We start from the raw sequence: 16,713 nt of genomic DNA, 5'->3' as shown, positions 1-16,713 counted from the left end.
CGCCGACCCCCGGGCCCGCGCCGCCGTCACCCGGCACGGCGACAGCCTGGCCGACACGCTCGCGGACGCGGCCGCGCTGCTGGCGCTGACCATCGGCGTCGGCTGGCTGCTCATGCTGGTCGCCGGCCCGCCGCCGGTGGCCGGGTCGCGCTGGTTCTGGTTCTGGATCGGGCTGCTGCCGTACGCGCTCGGCGTGCTGGCCTGGACCTGGCGCGAGCGGTGGCGGGCGGAGGTGCCGGTCACCGGGTCGCGTGGCTCCGGCTGGAGCGGGTTCGGCGGGCTGGTCGTCGGCGGGATCCTGGTGTCGATCGCGGTGGCGGTGCTCGGCATCCTGCTCGGCGGGTACGTGGTGCCGGGCGGGTGAGCCAACAGGCGACGGTGGGCAGTCCCGGTCACCTACCGTGACGCCATGGACCCTTCCGCGGTCTGGCGGGACAAGAACCACAGGTGGCGGATCGAGGCGTACCGGGCGCCGGACCTGCGGTTCGCCATCTTCGCCACGAACGGCACCACCGAGTCGGCGCCACTGTGGCTGTTCGGGATGGCCGCGCTGGCCCGCTGGCTGATGACCCACGCCATCTCCCTCGACGACCTGGAGACCGACTGATGGCCGGGCAGGTCGCGCTGGTGCTGGTCCTGGTGCTGGTCAACGCCGCCCTGTCCGGCAGCGAGATGGCCCTGGTGACGCTGCGCGAGGGGCAGCTGCGCCGGTTGGGGCGCGCGGGCCGCTCCGGGGCCCGGTTGAGCCGGCTGGCCCGGGAGCCGAACCGCTACCTGGCCACCATCCAGCTCGGGATCACGCTGGCCGGGTTCCTCGCCTCGGCCGCCGCGGCGGTGTCGCTGGCCGAGCCGCTCGTCGGCCCGCTGGGTTTCCTGGGCCGGGCCGCCCGCCCGGTCGCGGTGCTGCTGGTGACCGTGCTGCTGACGTTCCTCACGCTGGTGGTGGGGGAGTTGGCGCCGAAGCGGCTGGCCATGCAGTCGGCGGAGCGGTGGGCGCTGCTCAGCGCCGGCCCGCTGGACCTGCTGGCCCGGTTGTCCCGGCCGGCGGTGTGGCTGCTCGGCCGCGCCACCGACCTGCTGGTCCGCCTCGCCGGCGGCGATCCGCGCGCGAACCGGCAGGAGGTGACCGAGGAGGAGCTGCGGGAGCTGCTGGTCAGCCAGCGTGGGCTCTCGGCGCAGCAGCGGGAGATCCTCGCCGGCGCGTTCGACATCGCCGGTCGTACCCTGCGGGAGGTGTTGGTCGCCCGCCGCGACGTGACCACGCTGCCGGCGGACCTGCCGGCGGCGGAGGCGATGCGCCGGCTGGCCGCCGCCGGCCGGTCCCGGGCGCCGGTCACCGGTGCCGGCGGGCTCGACGACGTGCGGGGCGTCGTGCACATCCGTGACCTGGTGGACGCCGGCGCGACGGCCGTCGACGGGTGCGTCCGCCCGCCGGTGCTGCTGCCCGGCACGCTGCCGGTGGCCGACGCCATGCGTCAGCTGCGCCAGCGCCACGAGCAGATGGCCCTGGTGATCGACGAGTACGGCGGCGTCGACGGCCTGGTCACCATGGAGGACCTGCTCGAGGAGGTGGTCGGCGAGCTGTACGACGAGACCGACCGGGACGTCCGCCGGGCCGTGCGGGAGCCCGACGGCGCGCTCGTGCTGCCGGGTGACTTTCCGTTGCACGACCTGCCGGACGCGGGGGTGCGGCTGACCTTTCCGCTGACCCGCGAGTACACCACCGTGGCGGGGCTGGTGCTGGCCGGCCTCGGCCGGCTGCCCGACGGCCCGGGAGAGCGGGTCCGGCTGCCCGGGCTCACCGTCGAGGTGGTCGAGGTGTCCGGCCGGGCGATCCACCGGGTCCGGTTGCGCGGCCCCGCCGTCGGCTGCCCGGCCGACTGACCCGGACGGGGGACACCCGGCGCAACCGCGCCCGCGCGGCGGCCGTCCGCCGTACCGTCCGGGACGTGAAGGACCGAGGACTGCGGACGTTCGTCACCGTGCTCGCCGGGCTCGCGGTGATCTACTTCGGGGCCACCGGCCACCGGGAGAGCGGCGGGGAGGGCAGTGGCGTCTCCGGGGGCGTGGTGCTGCTGGCCCTGCTCGCGTCGTTGCTGGCCTGGAACCTGACCAAGCCCGGCCCGGCCAAGTAGCCGCTCAGCGGGCCGCCGCGGCGGTGCGGCTCACCTCGCCCGCCGACTCCTCGCCGAGCGCCACCCGGACCAGCGCCGAGGCCAACCGGCCGAAGTCGGCTTCGCCGACCAGCCCGACCAGGCTGCCCGGGTTCGCCGGCAACCCCAGTCGCCGCGCGCCGGCAAGCGTGCGCCGGTCGGCGTACGGGCGCACGTCGGGCCAGACCGCCTGCGCCTCGCGCAGGAAGATGTCCGCCCCGGTCGGGCCGATGCCGGGGAACTCGACCAGCAGGCGGCGCAGCGCGGCCCGGTCCGCCCCGGCCTCCCGGTGCAGCCGGCGCAGGTCGCCGTGCCACCGGTCCAGGCAGAGCCGCGCGCCGGTGCCGAGCATGGTGGCGGTGCGTTCGTCGTAGCGCCGGTAGTGGCCGCGGCCCAGCGCGTCCACCCGGTCCTGCCAGCTCGCCGCCTCCATGGCCTGCGGGGTGCGCCACCCGGCGGTGAACAGCTCCCGGGCCGCCGCCACCGCCACGCTCGCCCGGATCCGGGTGCTCAACAGCGTGGTGAGCACCAGCAGCTGGTAGAGCGGGCCGGGCCGGTCGGCGAGCGTGATGCCGGCCTCCTCCGCGTACGTGCGGGACTGCCGGTCCAGCAGGGCCCGCGCCACGTTCCGATCGTCCGCCATTGGACCTGGTTACCCGCCGCGACGCGGCCCAGACCCGCAGGCGGCGCCGGAATGCGCCGGGCGGGGGCGGGTACCCGGACCAGGTGCGCGGTCGACGGCCGTGCGCTGCCCACCGGGAAGGAGAGACCCGTGGTCAAGCCGCAGCAGGAGGAACTGCGCCGGAACGACCTCGGCGCCACCAGCCAGGACAGCCGCAAGGGCGCCGTCGGGGCGGCCGGACACCCACGCCACAAGGGCACGTCGAACGCCGACGTGGGCCGGCCGGTCCCCAAGGGACAGGTGTCGCCGTACGGCCCGGCCGGCGAGCCGGTGGCCGACGACGAGAGCGACCGCTAACCGCGCGACGACGACGGCCGCAGCCTCCGCCAGGTGGCTGCGGCCGTCAGTCCGTACGCCAGGTGCGGCACCAGGTCGGAGATCCAGTCGACCCGCCGCCAGGTGCGCGGGTCGGTCACGCCGAGCACCGTCATCGAGCCGTCGGAGGTGGCCATCACGCCGCCACCGAGCAGCACCACGGCCAGCGGCAGCGGCACCCGGCGACGGGCCGCGAAGGCCCCGAACACGGCTCCGGCGGCGATGCCCGTGACATAGCCGAGCGCCGGCCCCAGGCCGGCCCGGCGGTTCGCCGCCTCCTCGGCCGGACCGAGGTCGAGGTGTGTCACGTCGGCCAGCCTGCCGGCGGTGGTCTCCGGGGTGGTGCTGGCCGGGCGGGCCCGGGTCGCCATGTCCAGATAGCTGACCAGGTTGAGCACGGCACTGCCGACGGCGCCCGCGATGGCGCCGTCGACCAGGGGTGCCGCCCTCACTTCGGATCGCCCGGCTCGCGCTCACCCTTGGGCCCGTAGGTCCGTTCGCCCCGCACCACGCCGCGTTGACCCCGGTCGTCCTGCAGGATCCGGTTGGCCACCTGGTTCGCCTCCTTGTCGGCGGCCCGTCCGGACTGCTCGACGAGGTCGCGCAGCCGTGCCCGCTGCTTGTCGTACGCGTTGCTGCCCGGCCGTGGTCCTGGCATCGCCGCCTCCTCGGTCGTCCGTGGCTGTCGGCACCGTCTACCCGCCCGGGGCGGGGCCAACCGTGCCTCAGTCCGGCGCGCGGACCACGGCCACCGGGCATTCGGCACGGTGCAGCATCGCCTGGCTGACCGAGCCCAGCAGCAGCCCGCTCAGCTCGCCCCGGCCCTGCCGGCCCAGCACGAGCAGTTGGGCGTCGCGGGAGGCGGTGGTGAGTGCCGCGACCGGGCGGGCGTGCACCGCCTCGCGGGTGACCGGCACGTCCGGCCAGCGCTCCTCGACGCCGGCGAGCGACTCGGCCAGCACCCGGTCCTCCTCGCCATGCAGCTGACCCTCGTCGTACACCAGCGGTTGCATGTCCCCGGGGCCCCGGGACGTCGGATGGGTGTAGGCATGCACCGCGTGCAGCCGGGTCCCGCGCGACGAGGCGGTCTCCGCGGCGAAGTCGATCGCCTGTCGGGACAGCGCCGATCCGTCCACCCCGACCACCACGGGGCCGGCGTCGCGCGTCGTGCCGCGCGCGATCAGCACCGGGCAGTCGGCGTACGAGGCGACCTGCACCGCGACCGAGCCGACCACCAGCGCGGCGAAACCGCCGAGCCCTCGGTCGCCGAGCACCACCATGGCCGCGGTGGGGGACTCGCCGAGCAGCACCGCGGCGGCCTCCCCGTCGATGATCTCGCCGGTGATCCGTAGCCCCGGGCACTCCGTCTCGGCCTCCCGGACCGCGTCGGCGACCAGCTGTTCGGCCTGGTTGCGCAGGCCGGCGCCGGGTGGGCTCTGCGCGGGCGCGGACACCGGCACGCGCAGCAGCGGCCAGATGAAGCCGTGCACCACCCGCAGCGGACGGTTGCGGCGGGCCGCCTCGCGGGCCGCCAGGCGCACCGCCCGGGAAGCCGGTTCCGAGCCGTCCACCCCGACCACCACGGCCGCGCCGTTCGCGGAGTTCACCCCGGTACCTCCTCGTCGCCGGCCGCCCCGGCCAGTATCGCGGCCGGCGTGGCCCGAGCGGAGCGATACCGCCGGAGTCGACCGGTCGGTACGCTGGCGGTAGCGCCGCGGGAGGGAGCCTCGTCGATGGCCCAGCCGGACCGACCGAGCACCGCCCGCATGATCGACCACTGGCTGGGCGGCCGGCACCACCACCCGGTGGACGTGGCCGCGGCCGCCGCCTTCGAGGCGGCGTACGGGCCGTGCGCGGCGATCTTCCGGTCGTTGCGGGACTTCCTCGGCCGCACCGTGCGGGCGGTCGCCGCCGAGGGGGTGGACGGCTTCCTGGTCTTCGGCGCCGGTGTGCCGACCCGCGGCAACGTGCACGAGGTCGCGCCGGACGCCACGGTCCTCTACACCGACGTCGACCCGGAGACCGTCCGGCTCGGCCGGCGCCTGCTGGCCGGCAGCGACCGCGTCGGTTACGGGTACGGTGACGCCGCCGACCTCGGCACCGTGGATCCGGCCCAGCTGCACCGGTTCGTACCGGGGTGGGGGAGGCGGCCGGTGGGGGTGGTCTTCCTCGGGCTGGCCGCGTTCCTGGACGACGACACCCTGGCCCGTACCCTCGACGAGCTGTACGCGGCGACCGCGCCGGGCAGTTGGCTGGCGATCGACTTCGACAGCGAGGAACTGGCCGGGCACCCGGAGGCGCTGGCCATGATGGGGCCGGAGTTCCGGATGCGGGCGCCGGACCGCTTCGCGCCGCTGCTCGGCCGGTGGCGGCCGAGCGACGACGGCATCGTGCCGGTGGCCCGGTGGCGGCCGGTGGGGGAGCCTGAGCCGGTACCCGACGCGTTCTACGGCGCGCTGGCGTCGCGCTCGGCCGACTGAGCCAGGTGGGGCGGGGCGTTGTCGGGGGCCCTCCGTATGATGTTTGCCCTGTAGCAATAGTCGTCATCGGAGGATGAGCATGCCGGAGGCGTCCGGATCGGTGTCGCGTGCCCTGCGCGCGGCGCCGCCCGACCAGTTGGCGGAGACCGCGGACGCGGTGCTCCGCCAGACGCTCGGCGCCGCGCGGACGGAGGTGTTCGTCGCCGACTACCGTTCCAGCGGCCTGTGGCCGGTGCGGGAACCGGATCGGCCCGACGGCGTCCGACTCCGCTCCGACGGTGTGGCGCAGCGGTGTTTCAGCAGCCAGCAGCCCGTGCTCGACGTCGTGGACGAGGGCCGCTGCCGGGCCTACCTGCCGCTGTCGGTGTGGGGGGAACGGCTCGGCGTGCTGATGGTGGAGCTGCCCGCCGCCCCGGACGCGTCGACGGTCGAGGCGGCCCGGGACGCCGCCGGCGAGGTGGCGATGGCGATGCGCGCGGCCGACCGGGAGACCGACCGCTACCGTCGGGCCCGCCGCCGGGAACGGTTGAGCATGGCCGCGGAGATGCAGTGGGACCTGCTGCCGGGGCGCAGCGTCCGGCACGGCGACGTGCTGCTCGCCGGGCAGCTCGAACCGGCCTACACCGTCGGCGGGGACCACTTCGACTGGTCGGTCGACGGCGACCGGCTCACCGTCACGGTGCTCAACGGCACCGGCAGCGGGCTGGCCGCGTCGCTGCTCACCGCGATGACCGTGAACGCCATGCGCAACGCGCGCCGCTCCGGCGGCAGCCTGGTCGAGCAGGCGGAGCTGGCCTCGGACACCATCTTCTACCAGCACCGGGGCGGCCGGCACGTGGCCACGCTGCTGCTGGAGCTGGACGACCGCCGGGGTGTGGTGCGGGCGGTGGACGCCGGCTCCCCGCACCTGCTGCGGTTGCGCGGCGGTCGGGTCACCCGGGTCACCCTGGAGCAGCAGCTGCCACTGGGCATGTTCGCCGAGACCCGCTACGACGTGCAGGAGTTCCCGCTGGAGCCGGGCGACCGACTGTTCGTGGTCAGCGACGGCGTGTACGCGGCCGAGCCGGGGGAGCAGGAGCCGTACGGGTTGCGGGCGATGGCGCGGTCGATGCGGTCCACTCGGCTGCAGCCGGCGACCGAGGCAGTTGGTACGGTGATGCGCGAACTGCACGCGTACCACGCCGACGCGGATCTTCGCGACGACGCGGTCGTCGTCTGTCTCGACTGGCAGGGTTCCGGCCGGTCGGGTGACGACGCCGGGCAGTGAGCGGAGCGGCGGAGCGAACACGAGCGGGACGATCCCAGGGGACAACGGGTGGAGCGACCTCCGAATCTTGCCGCGGCCGTCGAGGCGGCTGCCGAGGCGCTCATCGGTGTGCTCGACTCCGCCACCTCGCGCCACAACGTCAGCGTCTCGCCGACCCAGCTGCGGGTGCTGTCGCTGATCGTGACGCACCCCGGCACCAACGTGAACCGGCTGGCCGAGCTGCTGGACGTGGTGCCCTCGTCGGCGAGCCGGCTCTGCGACCGGCTGGAGGCGGTGGGCCTGTTGCGCCGGGTGGCCGACCCGAGGGACCGGCGCGAGGTCCGACTGGTCCCCACCGCCGCGGCCGACACCCTGCTGGGGGAGTTGCAGGAGCGGCGGCACCGGGCGGTCCAGGCGGTGCTGGACCGGATGCCCCACCGGGTGCAGCACGAGCTGCTGCTGGCGCTCCTGGCATTCGGTCAGGCGGCAACCATGACGGTGCCCCACCCGGGTTCCGACTCCACCGCCCGTACGGCCTGATCCCGACGAGCGCTCGCGCAACGCCCGCCCGTCTCGACGCGCTCAACTAGTGTCCTAGGATGCCTTAACGGTTGTGACGGTCGACACCGCGACAACGCTGAGCAGCGACGCAGCGCGGCGGCCGGAACGAGCCGAGCAGCCCGATATAGTGGCAGCGCAACTGGCCGGCCCATGATCGAGACGATGGTGGGCCGCATCGGGGAGGTCCCAGCCCGGGATCGCAGAGGGCGCCGGCGTCAAGACCGGCCGGTAACGCGCACGTCCCTCCGGCGGCCGCCGCACGTTCGGCTGCCGGATCGTGCTGCGGAGGGAGGGTTCGGTGTCGCGTCGGCCGGCTCCAGCGGAGCACCCGGAGGATGCCGCGACGGTCGCGGGGGACCGCGTCCTCACGTTGCCCAACCTGATCAGCTTCGTCCGGCTCCTGGGCGTCCCGCTGTTCCTCTACCTGTTCCTGGTCGCCCGCGCCGACGTGGTCGCCATCGTGGTGCTGGCCGTGGGCGGCACCAGCGACTGGGTCGACGGCTGGATCGCGCGCCGACTGCGCCAGGTGAGCCGGTTGGGCGAGCTGCTGGACCCGCTGGCCGATCGGCTCTACATCCTGGCCACGCTGCTCGCGTTCACCGCCCGTGAGGTGGTGCCGTGGCAGTTCACCGCGGCGCTGCTGGCGCGCGAGCTGCTGCTGCTCGGCTCGCTGGGGGTGCTGCGGCGCCACGGCTACGGACCGCCGCCGGTGCACTACGTCGGCAAGACCGCCACGTTCCTGCTGCTGGCGGCGTTCCCGATCCTGCTGCTGGCGGACGCGGCGCCGGGTGCGGCCACGGCGGCCGGCGCGATCGGCTGGGGTCTGGCGTGGTGGGGCCTGGTCCTCTACTGGGTCGCCGGCGCGATGTACGTGGTGCAGGCCCGCCGCCTGGTCCGGGGGATGCGGGCGCGACGTACGGGGGCGGCGGCGTGACGGCCACCCCGCCCCGGGACGGGGAACGCGATCCGTCGGCGCGGGTGTACGCACCTGACTTCCTGACCGAGCTGTTCCGCAATCCGCTCGATCCCGGTTACGGGGACGCCGCGGCACGGCGGGCGGTGGGTCCGGTGTCGCGGGTGCGTGAGGTGCTGGGTCGTCCGGTGAGTCTGGTGGTCCTGGCGGTGATCGGGTTCCTGTTCGCGGTGGCGTACCGGGAGACGATGGCGGAGGAGCCGAGCCGGGCGACGGCGCGGGCGGGGCTGATCGCCGAGATCAAGAAGCGCGAGGCGGAGACGGACCGGTTGACCGAGCGGGCGGAGCGGTTGCGCGAGGAGGTCGGCCGGCAGCGGGACGCCGCGTTGAGCGGTTCGCAGGCGTCCCGGTTGCGCAACCTGGAGGCCGGTACGGGCCTGGGCCGGGTGCGCGGCGACGGTGTGGTCGTGCGGTTGACGGACGCGCCGCAGGACAAGGACGCGGTGACCGGCGAGGAGGCGGAGACGGGTCCGCAGCGGGTGCTGTACTCGGATCTGCAGAAGGTGGCGAACGCGCTGTGGGCGGCGGGCGCGGAGGCCGTGGCGATCAACGGGCAGCGGTTGACGGCGACGACGACGATCCGGCAGGCCGGCGAGGCGATCCTGGTGGACTACCGGCCGGTGACGAGTCCGTACGAGGTGCGGGCGATCGGGCCGGGGTCGATGCGGGACCGGTTCGACGACAGTCGGGCGGCGGAGTTGATGCGGTACCTGGCGCGGACGGCGGGGTTGTCGTTCGCGGTGAAGGAGGTCGACGACCTCACCCTGCCGGCGGCTCCTGAGCCACAGCTACGCTACGCCGGGCCTCCGGCGAGCCCGAGCCCTGCTCCGTCGGGTTCCGGTGTCGCCGGTTCGTCCAGTCCCGGGCCGTCCGGCTCGGGTTCTCCCAGCCCTTCCGGAGGTGGCCGATGATCGCGGTGCTGGCGTTGCTCGCCGGTGTGGTGCTCGGGGTGTATCTGGACCCCACGGTGCCGGCGGCGTTGCAGCCGTATCTGCCGATCGCGGTGGTGGCCGCGTTGGACGCGGTGTTCGGTGGGGTGCGGGCGAAGCTGGACCGGATCTTCGACGACAAGCAGTTCGTGGTGTCGTTCATCTCGAACGTGCTGGTGGCTGGTCTGATCGTGTACCTGGGTGACCAGTTGGGCGTGGGTGGTCAGTTGTCCACCGGTGTGGTGGTCGTGTTGGGCGTGCGCATCTTCGGAAACGTCGCGGCGATCCGCCGGCACCTGTTCCGGGCGTAGGTTGGTGGCGATGAGCGAGGAGCACAGGGAGACGGGTACCGGGTGGCCGCAGCCGGCGGAGCCGGGGCGGCCGTCGGGTCCGGCGGGTGAGCCGGATCCGCGTCCGGACGCGCCGGATCCGGACGAGTTGAGTCCGCTGGCGCCTGCGGGTGAGCCGCCGGTGGAGCGGGAGGACGTGCCGGCGCCGGCGGAGGAGCCGGGCGCGGTCGTGTCGCCCCGCCCCGAGGCGGAGCCCGAGGGTTCGGAGCCCGAGGCGCGGCCGGAGCGGGTGCCGGTGTCGCGGCGGTTGACGTCGGCGGGCGCGATGATCGCGGTGCTGCTGGCGTTGCTGGGTTTCACGTTGGTGGTGCAGCTGAAGACGACGTCGACGGATCCGACGCTCGCGGCGACGCGGGAGGAGGACCTGGTCCGGATCTCGTCGGACCTGGATGCGCGGGAGCGGCGTCTGCGGCAGGACATCGAGGCGTTGGAGGACAGCCAGCGGCAGTTGCGCTCGGGTGAGCAGGGTCGGCAGGCGGCGTTGGAGGAGGCGACGCGGCGGGCGGACGAGCTGGGCATCCTGGCGGGGACGCTGCCGGCGGTGGGGCCGGGCCTGGAGGTGGAGTTCCGAGGGCCGGAGAAGGCGACGTCGTCGACGCGGATCCTGGACGCGGTGCAGGAGTTGCGGGGTGCGGGCGCGGAGGCGATGCAGATCCAGGGTGCGGACGGCACCGCGGTTCGGGTCATCGCGTCGACGTATTTCGTGGACGGCTCGGGTGGCGGCCTGGTGGTGGACGGGCGGCGGTTGAGTGCTCCGTACACGATCCTGGTGATCGGTGATCCGGCGACGATGCGTACGGCCTTGAACATTCCGGGCGGGGTGGTCTCCACGGTGCGGGAGGCCGGCGGTAACGTGACGTCCGAGGATCGTGAGGTTGTGGAGGTTTCGCAGCTGCACGCGCCGATCAAGCTGGACCACGCCCGGCCGGTCTCCTGACCGGTCGCGGCCGCGCCGGTTTCTCCGGTGCACCGATGACGAAGGACGCAGTTGGTGATTCCTGAGGATCTGCGGTACACCGCCGAGCACGAGTGGGTGGTCGGTGGTGACGGTGGTGTCGTCCGCGTCGGTATCACGCACTTCGCGCAGGACGCCCTGGGTGACATCGTGTTCGTGCAGCTGCCGGAGCCGGGTGCGGTGGTGGCGGCGGGTGAGTCGCTGGGCGAGATCGAGTCGACGAAGAGCGTGTCGGAGATCTACGCGCCGTTGAGCGGTACGGTGGCGGCGCGCAACGAGGCGTTGGCCGACACCCCTGAGGTGATCAACACGGATCCGTACGGTGCGGGGTGGTTGGTGGAGATCACTCCGGATGATCCGGCGGCGGTCGAGGGTCTGTTGACCGCTGACGCGTACCGCGAGCTCACCGAGAGCTGAGTTCGTGTCGTTCCGGGCGGCGGGCTTGGTTCCGCGCGTCCGGTTGCCCTGCATTTCGGCGCTGGCTAGGCTCGCCCAGTCGACCGAGAACCAATAGTTTGAGCGTTGCGGAATGCGCCTTCCCGGGCACGGGGAGCCAGCCGCCGGGTGTGGGTTTGCCCGGCGGCCAGACCCGCCATTCCCCGACGCCGACCGAACAGATCCGTGAGGTGGTCCCATGACGCGCCCAGACGACGAGTTCCCCCCGCTCGACGTCACTTCGACGCTCAATCTCGGTTCGCTCGACGAAGTGCTGGAGGGCCCGGACACCGATGTGGTGCCGAGCCGGATGTCTGGCTCGTTGCCGCCGGGTATGGCGTTGCTGGTGGTTCGCCGGGGCCCGAACGCGGGTGCCCGGTTCCTGTTGGACCACGACGTGACGACGAGTGGGCGGCACCCGGACAGCGACATCTTCCTCGACGACGTGACGGTGTCGCGGCGGCACGCGGAGTTCCACCGGGACGGTGGGACGTTCACGGTGCGGGACGTGGGGAGCCTGAACGGCACCTACGTGAACCGCGAGCGGGTCGAGGCCGCGACGTTGAGCAACGGTGACGAGGTGCAGATCGGCAAGTTCCGGGTGGTGTTCATCGCCGGTCCGCGCCCGGAGGAGGAGGCCGGCCGGGGGTGAACGAGCCTGCGGCTTCGACGCCGTCCGGGGCGGCGCGGGCGCCTGCGCTGATGAGTATCGGCGAGGTGCTGGCGCAGTTGCGGGCGGAGTTTCCTGACGTCACGATCTCGAAGTTGCGGTTCCTGGAGGCCGAGGGTCTGGTGGAGCCGCAGCGTACGCCGGCGGGTTATCGGAAGTACGGCTGGGACGACGTGGCGCGGCTGCGGTTCGTGCTGACGGCGCAGCGGGATCGGTATCTGCCGTTGCGGGTGATCCGGGAGCAGTTGGCGGAGTGGGACGTCTCGGATGCGCCTGCGCCGGTGGGGCGGTCGCGGCCGAATCTGGTGGCGGTCGGTCCGGGTGGTGAGGTTCCGGGTCGGGAGTCGGTGGAGCCGGTCGAGCCGTCGGAGGTGCGACTGGGTCGGGCGGAGCTGATCTCCCGGAGCGGGGTCGAGGAGTCGACGTTGGTCGAGTTGGAGCGGCTCGGTGTGCTGGTGTCGGATCCGCCGGGGTGGTACGACGCGGACGCGTTGATCATCGCGAGTGCGGTGGCGGGGTTGGCGGCGTACGGGTTGGAGCCGCGGCACCTGCGGGGGTACCGGTCGGCGGCGGATCGGGAGGTCGGTCTGTTCGCGCAGTTGGTGGCGCCGTTGGCGCGGCAGAGTGATCCGGCGGCGCGGGCCCGGGCGGCGGAGACGGCGCGGGAGTTGACGGCGTTGTCGCAGCAGTTGCACGCGGCGTTGGTGCGGGTGGGGCTGCGGTCGACGTTGGGTCGGTGAGTGTCGGTGGTGGGGCCGGGTGCCGTGGGTGCCCGGCCCTTCGTCGTGGGTGGGCGCGGAAAGATCTGGTTCGGGAAGCGTGTCGTAGGCTTGCCGGGGTAAGCCCGTCCGTCGAGGCGTGGTGCACGTAGCGCGTGGGACTCCTGTGTCCTGGTCCGTGTACCGTGCAGGGAAGGGCGCGGTGCGAAGGTGACGACGACACGGAGGCGGCGGTGCGCGAGCTGAGCGTGGTCGGAGTTCGGGTGGAGTTGCCCAGCAACCAGCCGATCGTCCTGCTGCGGGAGGTCGAGGGGGACCGTTATCTGCCGATCTGGATCGGTGCGGTCGAGGCGACGGCCATCGCCTACGAGCAGCAGGGGGTCAAGCCGGCGCGGCCGTTGACGCACGATCTGCTGCGGGACGTGTTGACGGCGTTGCAGGCGCCGTTGCGGGCGGTGGAGATCACCGAGTTGAAGGAGAACGTCTTCTACGCGGATCTGCTGCTCGGTGACGGGGTGCGGGTGTCGGCGCGGCCGAGTGACTCGATCGCGTTGGCGTTGCGGGTGGGGGCTCCGATTCGTTGTGCGGAGCAGGTCCTCAGCGAGGCGGGGATCGTGATCCCGGACGAGCAGGAGGACGAGGTGGAGAAGTTCCGTGAGTTCCTGGACCAGGTGCGGCCGGAGGATTTCGCGGGTTGAGTGTGCCGGCCGGGTGGCCGGGGTGCGCGGCGGTGGTTGTCACGGTGGGTGGCGACTGGCCGCCGTGTGTGCTGTCGTGGGTCGGTGGCGCGGCGTGTCGGGTGTCTCCTGCCGGTGTGCGGGCGGGGCCGGCGTTAGGGTTGCCGTGTCGAGGGGTGCGCGTACGGGGAGTCGACGTGGCACCGCACGGGCGCGGGGAGGTTGGTCCGGATGCACGAGCCGCGAGATCCTGGTCCGAGTGGGGAACAGCAGGCCGGTGACGGCGAGGTGGGTTACCGGGGTGTGACCGCGTGTTCGGCGGTGGGCATCAGTTACCGGCAGTTGGACTACTGGGCCCGCACGGCGCTGGTGGTGCCGAGTGTGCGGGACGCGTCGGGTTCGGGGACGTCCCGGTTGTACTCGTTCCGTGACCTGGTGGTGTTGAAGGTCGTGAAGCGGTTGCTGGACGCCGGGGTGTCGTTGCAGAACATCCGCAAGGCGATCGAGGCGTTGCGGTCGCGTGGCGTGGACGACCTGGCGGGCATCACCCTGATCTCCGATGGGACGACGGTGTACGAGTGCCGGTCACCGGAGGAGGTGGTCGACCTGTTGCAGGGCGGCCAGGGCGTGTTCGGCATCGCGATCGGTGGCGCGTTCAAGGAGATCCAGGGTTCGTTGTCGCACCTGCCGGCGGAGCCGGTGGGTGTCCCGGAGCAGGACGACGCCCCGGTGGTGGAGCCGGAGGCGGATTCGGTGGGGGACGAGTTGGCGGCGCGGCGGGCGCGGCGTCGGGCCGGTTGATCTCCTCGGGTCTCGTGCACGGGATCGCGTCGTGGCCGTTCGGCCCGGCGCGATTTCTCGTTCGGTGACGGGGTGTGCCGGTGGCGGGCCGGTGGGGGCCGTCGCGGCCCGTGGTTCCGGGCCGGCCCGGGTGTGCGCAGGTCATGGCGGGTCGGGACGCAGTGTCCGAAAGGGACCGCTGGTGCGTGGGGTTGACCTTGCGTGTCGGGCTGCTCGCGGTGTGTTCATCGTCTTGAGTGGACGTGTTGACTGTCCGTAGTTGACAGTTGTCGGGAACTCGATAGGGCAGACGTGAAGTGTCGCGGCGGGCGCGCTATGGTCCGTCACGGTCGTCGGCGTGTCGACGTCATGGCGGAACGCTGTGTGACGCCGCGCCGGCTGGCGATGCCCCTGCCGCGGCGCTGCCGCGGACCCCTGTCGGAAGGACCGAGCATGACGGTGACGAGCGAGACCACCCCGATCTCCCACTACGAGCGCATCGGCGGCGCGGCGGCCGTGAAGTCCGCGGTGGAGCTGTTCTACGACAAGGTGCTGGCCGACCCGGAACTGGCCGGCTACTTCACCGACGTGAACATGACCGAGCAGCGGCGGCACCTGGCGCTGATGCTGGCGGTCGTGCTGGGCGGGCCGAACGAGTACACGGGTCGCGGGTTGGCCGAGGCGCACCAGCCGCTGCGGATCACGGGGGAGCACTACGCCAAGGTCGGGCAGCACCTGACCGCCACGCTCGTGGAGCTGGGTGTGCCGGCGGACGTGGTCACCGACGTGCAGGCGGTGCTGGGTCAGGTGCGGGACCAGGTCGTGTCGGCGGGGAACGCCTGAGCGTGGACGCGGCACGGCTCAAGCAGAGCTGGGCCCTGGTCGCCGCGCACGGCGACCAGGTGCCGCTCTACTTCTATTCGACGCTGTTCCTGGCGCACCCGGAGACCCGGCAGATGTTCGGAACGAACATGGCCGGGCAGCGGGACCGCCTGGTGTCGGCGTTGGGGCACATCGTGTCCCACGTGGACCAGGTGGATCGGCTGGTCGGGTTCCTGCAGCAGCTCGGCGCGGACCACCGCAAGTTCGCGGTACGCGCCGAGCACTACCCGGCGGTCGGTGAGGCGCTGCTGGAGACGTTGCGGCACTTCTGCGCGGACGCGTGGACCGAGGAGCTGGCCGCGGACTGGGCGGCCGCGTACGGGTTGGTGGCGCAGGTGATGACGGAGGCGGCGCAGGCGGCGGAGGCGCACTCGCCGCCGTGGTGGGTGGCGGAGGTGCTGACCCACGAGCGGCGGACGTTCGACGTGGCGGTGTTGACGGTGCGACCGCAGTACCTGCTGCCGTTCACGCCGGGCCAGTCGATCGGGGTGTCGCATCCGGCGGTGCGGTCGTGGCGGTACTACTCGCCGGCGAACGCGCCGCGCCCGGACGGCACGGTGGAGCTGCACGTGCGGGCCGCGCCGGGTGGGGCGGTGTCGTCGCGGCTGGTGTACGGGTGCGCGGCCGGGGACCAGGTCCACCTGGCGTCGCCGGTGGGGGACCGGTTGACGTTGTGGCCGGCCGGGTCGTCGGATCTGCTGCTGCTGGCCGGTGGCACCGGCTGGGCGCCGGTGAAGGCCTTGGTGGAGCAGGTCGCGGCGGAGGGGTCGGGGCGGCGGGTGGACCTGTACGTGGGGGCCCGGTCGCGGACCGAGTTCTACGACAGCGAGGCGATCGACAAGTTGGCGGCGACGCATCCGTGGCTTCGGGTGTCGTACGTGGCCGGGTCGGATCCGGTGCGGCCGGGGGAGTCGGTGCGGCTCACCGACCGGGTGCTGGCCGACGGTGACTGGCGGTCGCGGCACGTGTACGTGTGTGGCTCCGACGAGATGGTGAGCCAGTCGGTGGCGGCGTTGACCGGTGCCGGCTACCAGCCGGGTCAGGTGCACCACGAGGGCTTCGGCAAGCACTGGTACGGGCCGACGTGGCGTGCGGCGACGACCCCTGACGGAGGTGTCCGGTGAGCGCGAGGAGTGAGCCGGTGTTGCGAGCCCCGCAGTCGCGAACGGAGGTGGCCCGATGAGTGCGACGCCGATCAGTCGGTACGACGCGCAGCAGGTGTCCGGGCCGGTGCAGGTGCGGCTGACCGCGGACCGGGTGCGCCGGTGGGAGTTCGGGTCGGCGGCGTTCACCCGCCGCGGCTACGAGCAGGCCGACGTGGACCGGTTCCGGATGCAGGTGGCCGACGAGCTGGATCTGCTGGCCGCGCAGGTGGCGAACCTGCGGGCGGAGAACGAGCGGCTCAACGACCATCTGGAGCTGCACCGGCACGGGGTGATCCCGAGCGCCGACAAGCCGGCGATGCCGGCGGCCAAGGAGGTCAACCTGTTGTCGGCGGCGCAGCGGGAGGCCGAGCAGATCATCGCGCAGGCCCACGACTACGCCCGCCGGGTCGCCGAGTACGCCCGGACGCAGTACGAGAGCTACATGCGGGCGGCGGCGGAGGAGGCGAAGCAGGAGGCCGAGCGGGCGGTGGCGGAGTACCGCAGCAGCGCCGGCGGGAACTTCGACGACTCGGTGGCCGCGCGGGAGGCGTTGCGGATCTTCGGCGAGATGATGATGTCGCACATGCGGGCGGCCTCCCGGCACCTGGACGAGGGCAGCGAACAGTTGGCGCGCACGATGGAGCGGATCGCCCGTGAGGTGCCGCCGGTGGGCGGCGCTGCGGCGCAGCCGGCGTTGCCGCGTCACCAGCGGTAGGCCGACGGCCTGGCCAGCACGCCGCCGGCCCGGCCCGGCCAGCACG

Annotated in this window: 23 protein-coding genes and 1 pseudogene; 20 read left to right on the top strand and 4 right to left on the bottom strand. The window is 73.2% G+C overall.

The features are described 5' to 3' along the window. From HUW36_RS10045 to HUW36_RS10030, 4 genes and pseudogenes are all read left to right on the top strand, one after another. Positions 1 to 364 (top strand): annotated as a pseudogene (locus tag HUW36_RS10045) (hypothetical protein); the annotation flags it as partial. Between the two features lie 45 nt (positions 365 to 409). After that, positions 410 to 607: a hypothetical protein gene (locus HUW36_RS10040; protein WP_091574389.1), complete on the top strand. Its 198-nt coding sequence runs from the start codon at positions 410 to 412 to the stop codon at positions 605 to 607. Further along, positions 607 to 1,884, top strand: a complete 1,278-nt coding sequence (locus HUW36_RS10035; RefSeq protein WP_174527881.1) for a hemolysin family protein — start codon at positions 607 to 609, stop codon at positions 1,882 to 1,884. Before HUW36_RS10040 ends, HUW36_RS10035 begins: the two co-directional genes overlap by 1 nt. Positions 1,885 to 1,949: 65 nt before the next feature. Continuing rightward, positions 1,950 to 2,135 (top strand): hypothetical protein, encoded by a 186-nt coding sequence (locus tag HUW36_RS10030; RefSeq protein WP_091574391.1) that lies wholly within the window; start codon positions 1,950 to 1,952, stop codon positions 2,133 to 2,135. Between the two features lie 4 nt (positions 2,136 to 2,139). Here HUW36_RS10030 and HUW36_RS10025 read toward each other — a convergent pair whose 3' ends face one another. Further along, positions 2,140 to 2,796: a hypothetical protein gene (locus HUW36_RS10025; protein ID WP_174527880.1), complete on the bottom strand. Its 657-nt coding sequence runs from the start codon at positions 2,794 to 2,796 to the stop codon at positions 2,140 to 2,142. Positions 2,797 to 2,925: 129 nt separating this feature from the next. On the opposite strand from HUW36_RS10025, the gene HUW36_RS10020 reads away from it, so the two are divergent. Further along, the gene (locus HUW36_RS10020; RefSeq protein ID WP_174527879.1) at positions 2,926 to 3,132 is read left to right on the top strand and encodes a hypothetical protein; all 207 of its coding nucleotides are present in this window, start codon (positions 2,926 to 2,928) and stop codon (positions 3,130 to 3,132) included. Here HUW36_RS10020 and HUW36_RS10015 read toward each other — a convergent pair. From HUW36_RS10015 to HUW36_RS10005, 3 genes are all read right to left on the bottom strand, one after another. Further along, positions 3,129 to 3,602, bottom strand: coding sequence for a hypothetical protein (locus tag HUW36_RS10015; protein WP_174527878.1), 474 nt, complete (start codon positions 3,600 to 3,602; stop codon positions 3,129 to 3,131). The two genes, HUW36_RS10020 and HUW36_RS10015, sit on opposite strands and share 4 nt — an antisense overlap. Then, positions 3,599 to 3,808 carry a phosphatidylethanolamine-binding protein gene (locus HUW36_RS10010; RefSeq protein WP_091574395.1) on the bottom strand — a complete coding sequence of 70 codons (210 nt, stop codon included), beginning with the start codon at positions 3,806 to 3,808 and terminating at the stop codon, positions 3,599 to 3,601. Before HUW36_RS10010 ends, HUW36_RS10015 begins: the two co-directional genes overlap by 4 nt. 67 nt (positions 3,809 to 3,875) lie before the next feature. Continuing rightward, complete coding sequence (locus HUW36_RS10005; protein WP_174527877.1) at positions 3,876 to 4,757, bottom strand: universal stress protein; 882 nt, start codon at positions 4,755 to 4,757, stop codon at positions 3,876 to 3,878. 126 nt (positions 4,758 to 4,883) lie between these two features. Between HUW36_RS10005 and HUW36_RS10000 the strand changes: the two genes are divergently transcribed. The 15 genes from HUW36_RS10000 to HUW36_RS09930 all read left to right on the top strand — a co-directional run bounded on the left by HUW36_RS10000 (position 4,884) and on the right by HUW36_RS09930 (position 16,667). Continuing rightward, positions 4,884 to 5,630, top strand: a complete 747-nt coding sequence (locus HUW36_RS10000; RefSeq protein ID WP_174527876.1) for an SAM-dependent methyltransferase — start codon at positions 4,884 to 4,886, stop codon at positions 5,628 to 5,630. 79 nt (positions 5,631 to 5,709) lie between these two features. Next, positions 5,710 to 6,897 (top strand): PP2C family protein-serine/threonine phosphatase, encoded by a 1,188-nt coding sequence (locus HUW36_RS09995; protein WP_174527882.1) that lies wholly within the window; start codon positions 5,710 to 5,712, stop codon positions 6,895 to 6,897. Positions 6,898 to 6,945: 48 nt separating this feature from the next. Further along, a complete protein-coding gene (locus HUW36_RS09990) occupies positions 6,946 to 7,416 on the top strand; it encodes a MarR family transcriptional regulator (RefSeq protein ID WP_174527875.1) in 471 nt (156 codons plus the stop codon). Positions 7,417 to 7,735: 319 nt separating this feature from the next. Continuing rightward, positions 7,736 to 8,371, top strand: coding sequence for a cardiolipin synthase ClsA (clsA, locus tag HUW36_RS09985; protein WP_174527874.1), 636 nt, complete (start codon positions 7,736 to 7,738; stop codon positions 8,369 to 8,371). Continuing rightward, positions 8,368 to 9,321, top strand: coding sequence for a DUF881 domain-containing protein (locus tag HUW36_RS09980; RefSeq protein WP_174527873.1), 954 nt, complete (start codon positions 8,368 to 8,370; stop codon positions 9,319 to 9,321). The genes clsA and HUW36_RS09980 overlap by 4 nt, the downstream gene beginning before the upstream one ends. Then, a complete protein-coding gene (locus HUW36_RS09975) occupies positions 9,318 to 9,650 on the top strand; it encodes a small basic family protein (RefSeq protein WP_007071104.1) in 333 nt (110 codons plus the stop codon). Before HUW36_RS09980 ends, HUW36_RS09975 begins: the two co-directional genes overlap by 4 nt. A 10-nt stretch (positions 9,651 to 9,660) precedes the next feature. Next, positions 9,661 to 10,626, top strand: coding sequence for a DUF881 domain-containing protein (locus tag HUW36_RS09970; protein ID WP_174527872.1), 966 nt, complete (start codon positions 9,661 to 9,663; stop codon positions 10,624 to 10,626). Between the two features lie 54 nt (positions 10,627 to 10,680). Then, positions 10,681 to 11,061 carry a glycine cleavage system protein GcvH gene (gcvH, locus tag HUW36_RS09965; RefSeq protein ID WP_013286373.1) on the top strand — a complete coding sequence of 127 codons (381 nt, stop codon included), beginning with the start codon at positions 10,681 to 10,683 and terminating at the stop codon, positions 11,059 to 11,061. Between the two features lie 217 nt (positions 11,062 to 11,278). After that, positions 11,279 to 11,731, top strand: a complete 453-nt coding sequence (gene odhI, locus HUW36_RS09960) for an oxoglutarate dehydrogenase inhibitor Odhl (RefSeq protein ID WP_007071101.1) — start codon at positions 11,279 to 11,281, stop codon at positions 11,729 to 11,731. A 50-nt stretch (positions 11,732 to 11,781) separates the two neighbouring features. After that, on the top strand, positions 11,782 to 12,489 hold the full coding sequence (gene ftsR, locus HUW36_RS09955) for a transcriptional regulator FtsR (RefSeq protein ID WP_174527871.1): 708 nt from the start codon (positions 11,782 to 11,784) through the stop codon (positions 12,487 to 12,489). Between the two features lie 212 nt (positions 12,490 to 12,701). Continuing rightward, on the top strand, positions 12,702 to 13,166 hold the full coding sequence (locus HUW36_RS09950) for a bifunctional nuclease family protein (protein ID WP_174527870.1): 465 nt from the start codon (positions 12,702 to 12,704) through the stop codon (positions 13,164 to 13,166). Positions 13,167 to 13,376: 210 nt separating this feature from the next. Further along, positions 13,377 to 13,946 carry a MerR family transcriptional regulator gene (locus HUW36_RS09945; protein WP_174527869.1) on the top strand — a complete coding sequence of 190 codons (570 nt, stop codon included), beginning with the start codon at positions 13,377 to 13,379 and terminating at the stop codon, positions 13,944 to 13,946. A 432-nt stretch (positions 13,947 to 14,378) separates the two neighbouring features. Then, complete coding sequence (locus tag HUW36_RS09940) at positions 14,379 to 14,768, top strand: group I truncated hemoglobin (protein WP_174527868.1); 390 nt, start codon at positions 14,379 to 14,381, stop codon at positions 14,766 to 14,768. A 2-nt stretch (positions 14,769 to 14,770) separates the two neighbouring features. Continuing rightward, positions 14,771 to 15,931 (top strand): globin domain-containing protein, encoded by a 1,161-nt coding sequence (locus tag HUW36_RS09935; RefSeq protein WP_174527867.1) that lies wholly within the window; start codon positions 14,771 to 14,773, stop codon positions 15,929 to 15,931. A 55-nt stretch (positions 15,932 to 15,986) separates the two neighbouring features. Further along, on the top strand, positions 15,987 to 16,667 hold the full coding sequence (locus tag HUW36_RS09930) for a DivIVA domain-containing protein (protein ID WP_174527866.1): 681 nt from the start codon (positions 15,987 to 15,989) through the stop codon (positions 16,665 to 16,667). Positions 16,668 to 16,713 lie beyond the last annotated feature (46 nt).

It is taken from the genome of Micromonospora maritima, from assembly GCF_902825405.1.
Taxonomy (GTDB): domain Bacteria; phylum Actinomycetota; class Actinomycetes; order Mycobacteriales; family Micromonosporaceae; genus Micromonospora; species Micromonospora maritima.
Note: the sequence above shows the minus strand (reverse complement) of the source record. Positions and strands in the feature narration are given on the sequence as shown.

Excerpts from the sequence above, each read along its gene's own strand:
- HUW36_RS10035 (WP_174527881.1), top strand. The coding sequence starts at position 607 with ATGGCCGGGCAGGTCGCGCTGGTGCTGGTCCTGGTGCTGGTCAACGCC.
- HUW36_RS10000 (WP_174527876.1), top strand. The coding sequence starts at position 4,884 with ATGGCCCAGCCGGACCGACCGAGCACCGCCCGCATGATCGACCACTGG.
- HUW36_RS09995 (WP_174527882.1), top strand. The coding sequence starts at position 5,710 with ATGCCGGAGGCGTCCGGATCGGTGTCGCGTGCCCTGCGCGCGGCGCCG.
- HUW36_RS09970 (WP_174527872.1), top strand. The coding sequence starts at position 9,661 with ATGAGCGAGGAGCACAGGGAGACGGGTACCGGGTGGCCGCAGCCGGCG.
- odhI (WP_007071101.1), top strand. The coding sequence starts at position 11,279 with ATGACGCGCCCAGACGACGAGTTCCCCCCGCTCGACGTCACTTCGACG.
- HUW36_RS09975 (WP_007071104.1), top strand. The coding sequence starts at position 9,318 with ATGATCGCGGTGCTGGCGTTGCTCGCCGGTGTGGTGCTCGGGGTGTAT.
- HUW36_RS10025 (WP_174527880.1), bottom strand. The coding sequence starts at position 2,796 with ATGGCGGACGATCGGAACGTGGCGCGGGCCCTGCTGGACCGGCAGTCC.
- ftsR (WP_174527871.1), top strand. The coding sequence starts at position 11,782 with ATGAGTATCGGCGAGGTGCTGGCGCAGTTGCGGGCGGAGTTTCCTGAC.
- HUW36_RS09930 (WP_174527866.1), top strand. The coding sequence starts at position 15,987 with ATGAGTGCGACGCCGATCAGTCGGTACGACGCGCAGCAGGTGTCCGGG.
- HUW36_RS10040 (WP_091574389.1), top strand. The coding sequence starts at position 410 with ATGGACCCTTCCGCGGTCTGGCGGGACAAGAACCACAGGTGGCGGATC.
- HUW36_RS09940 (WP_174527868.1), top strand. The coding sequence starts at position 14,379 with ATGACGGTGACGAGCGAGACCACCCCGATCTCCCACTACGAGCGCATC.
- HUW36_RS09945 (WP_174527869.1), top strand. The coding sequence starts at position 13,377 with ATGCACGAGCCGCGAGATCCTGGTCCGAGTGGGGAACAGCAGGCCGGT.
- HUW36_RS10010 (WP_091574395.1), bottom strand. The coding sequence starts at position 3,808 with ATGCCAGGACCACGGCCGGGCAGCAACGCGTACGACAAGCAGCGGGCA.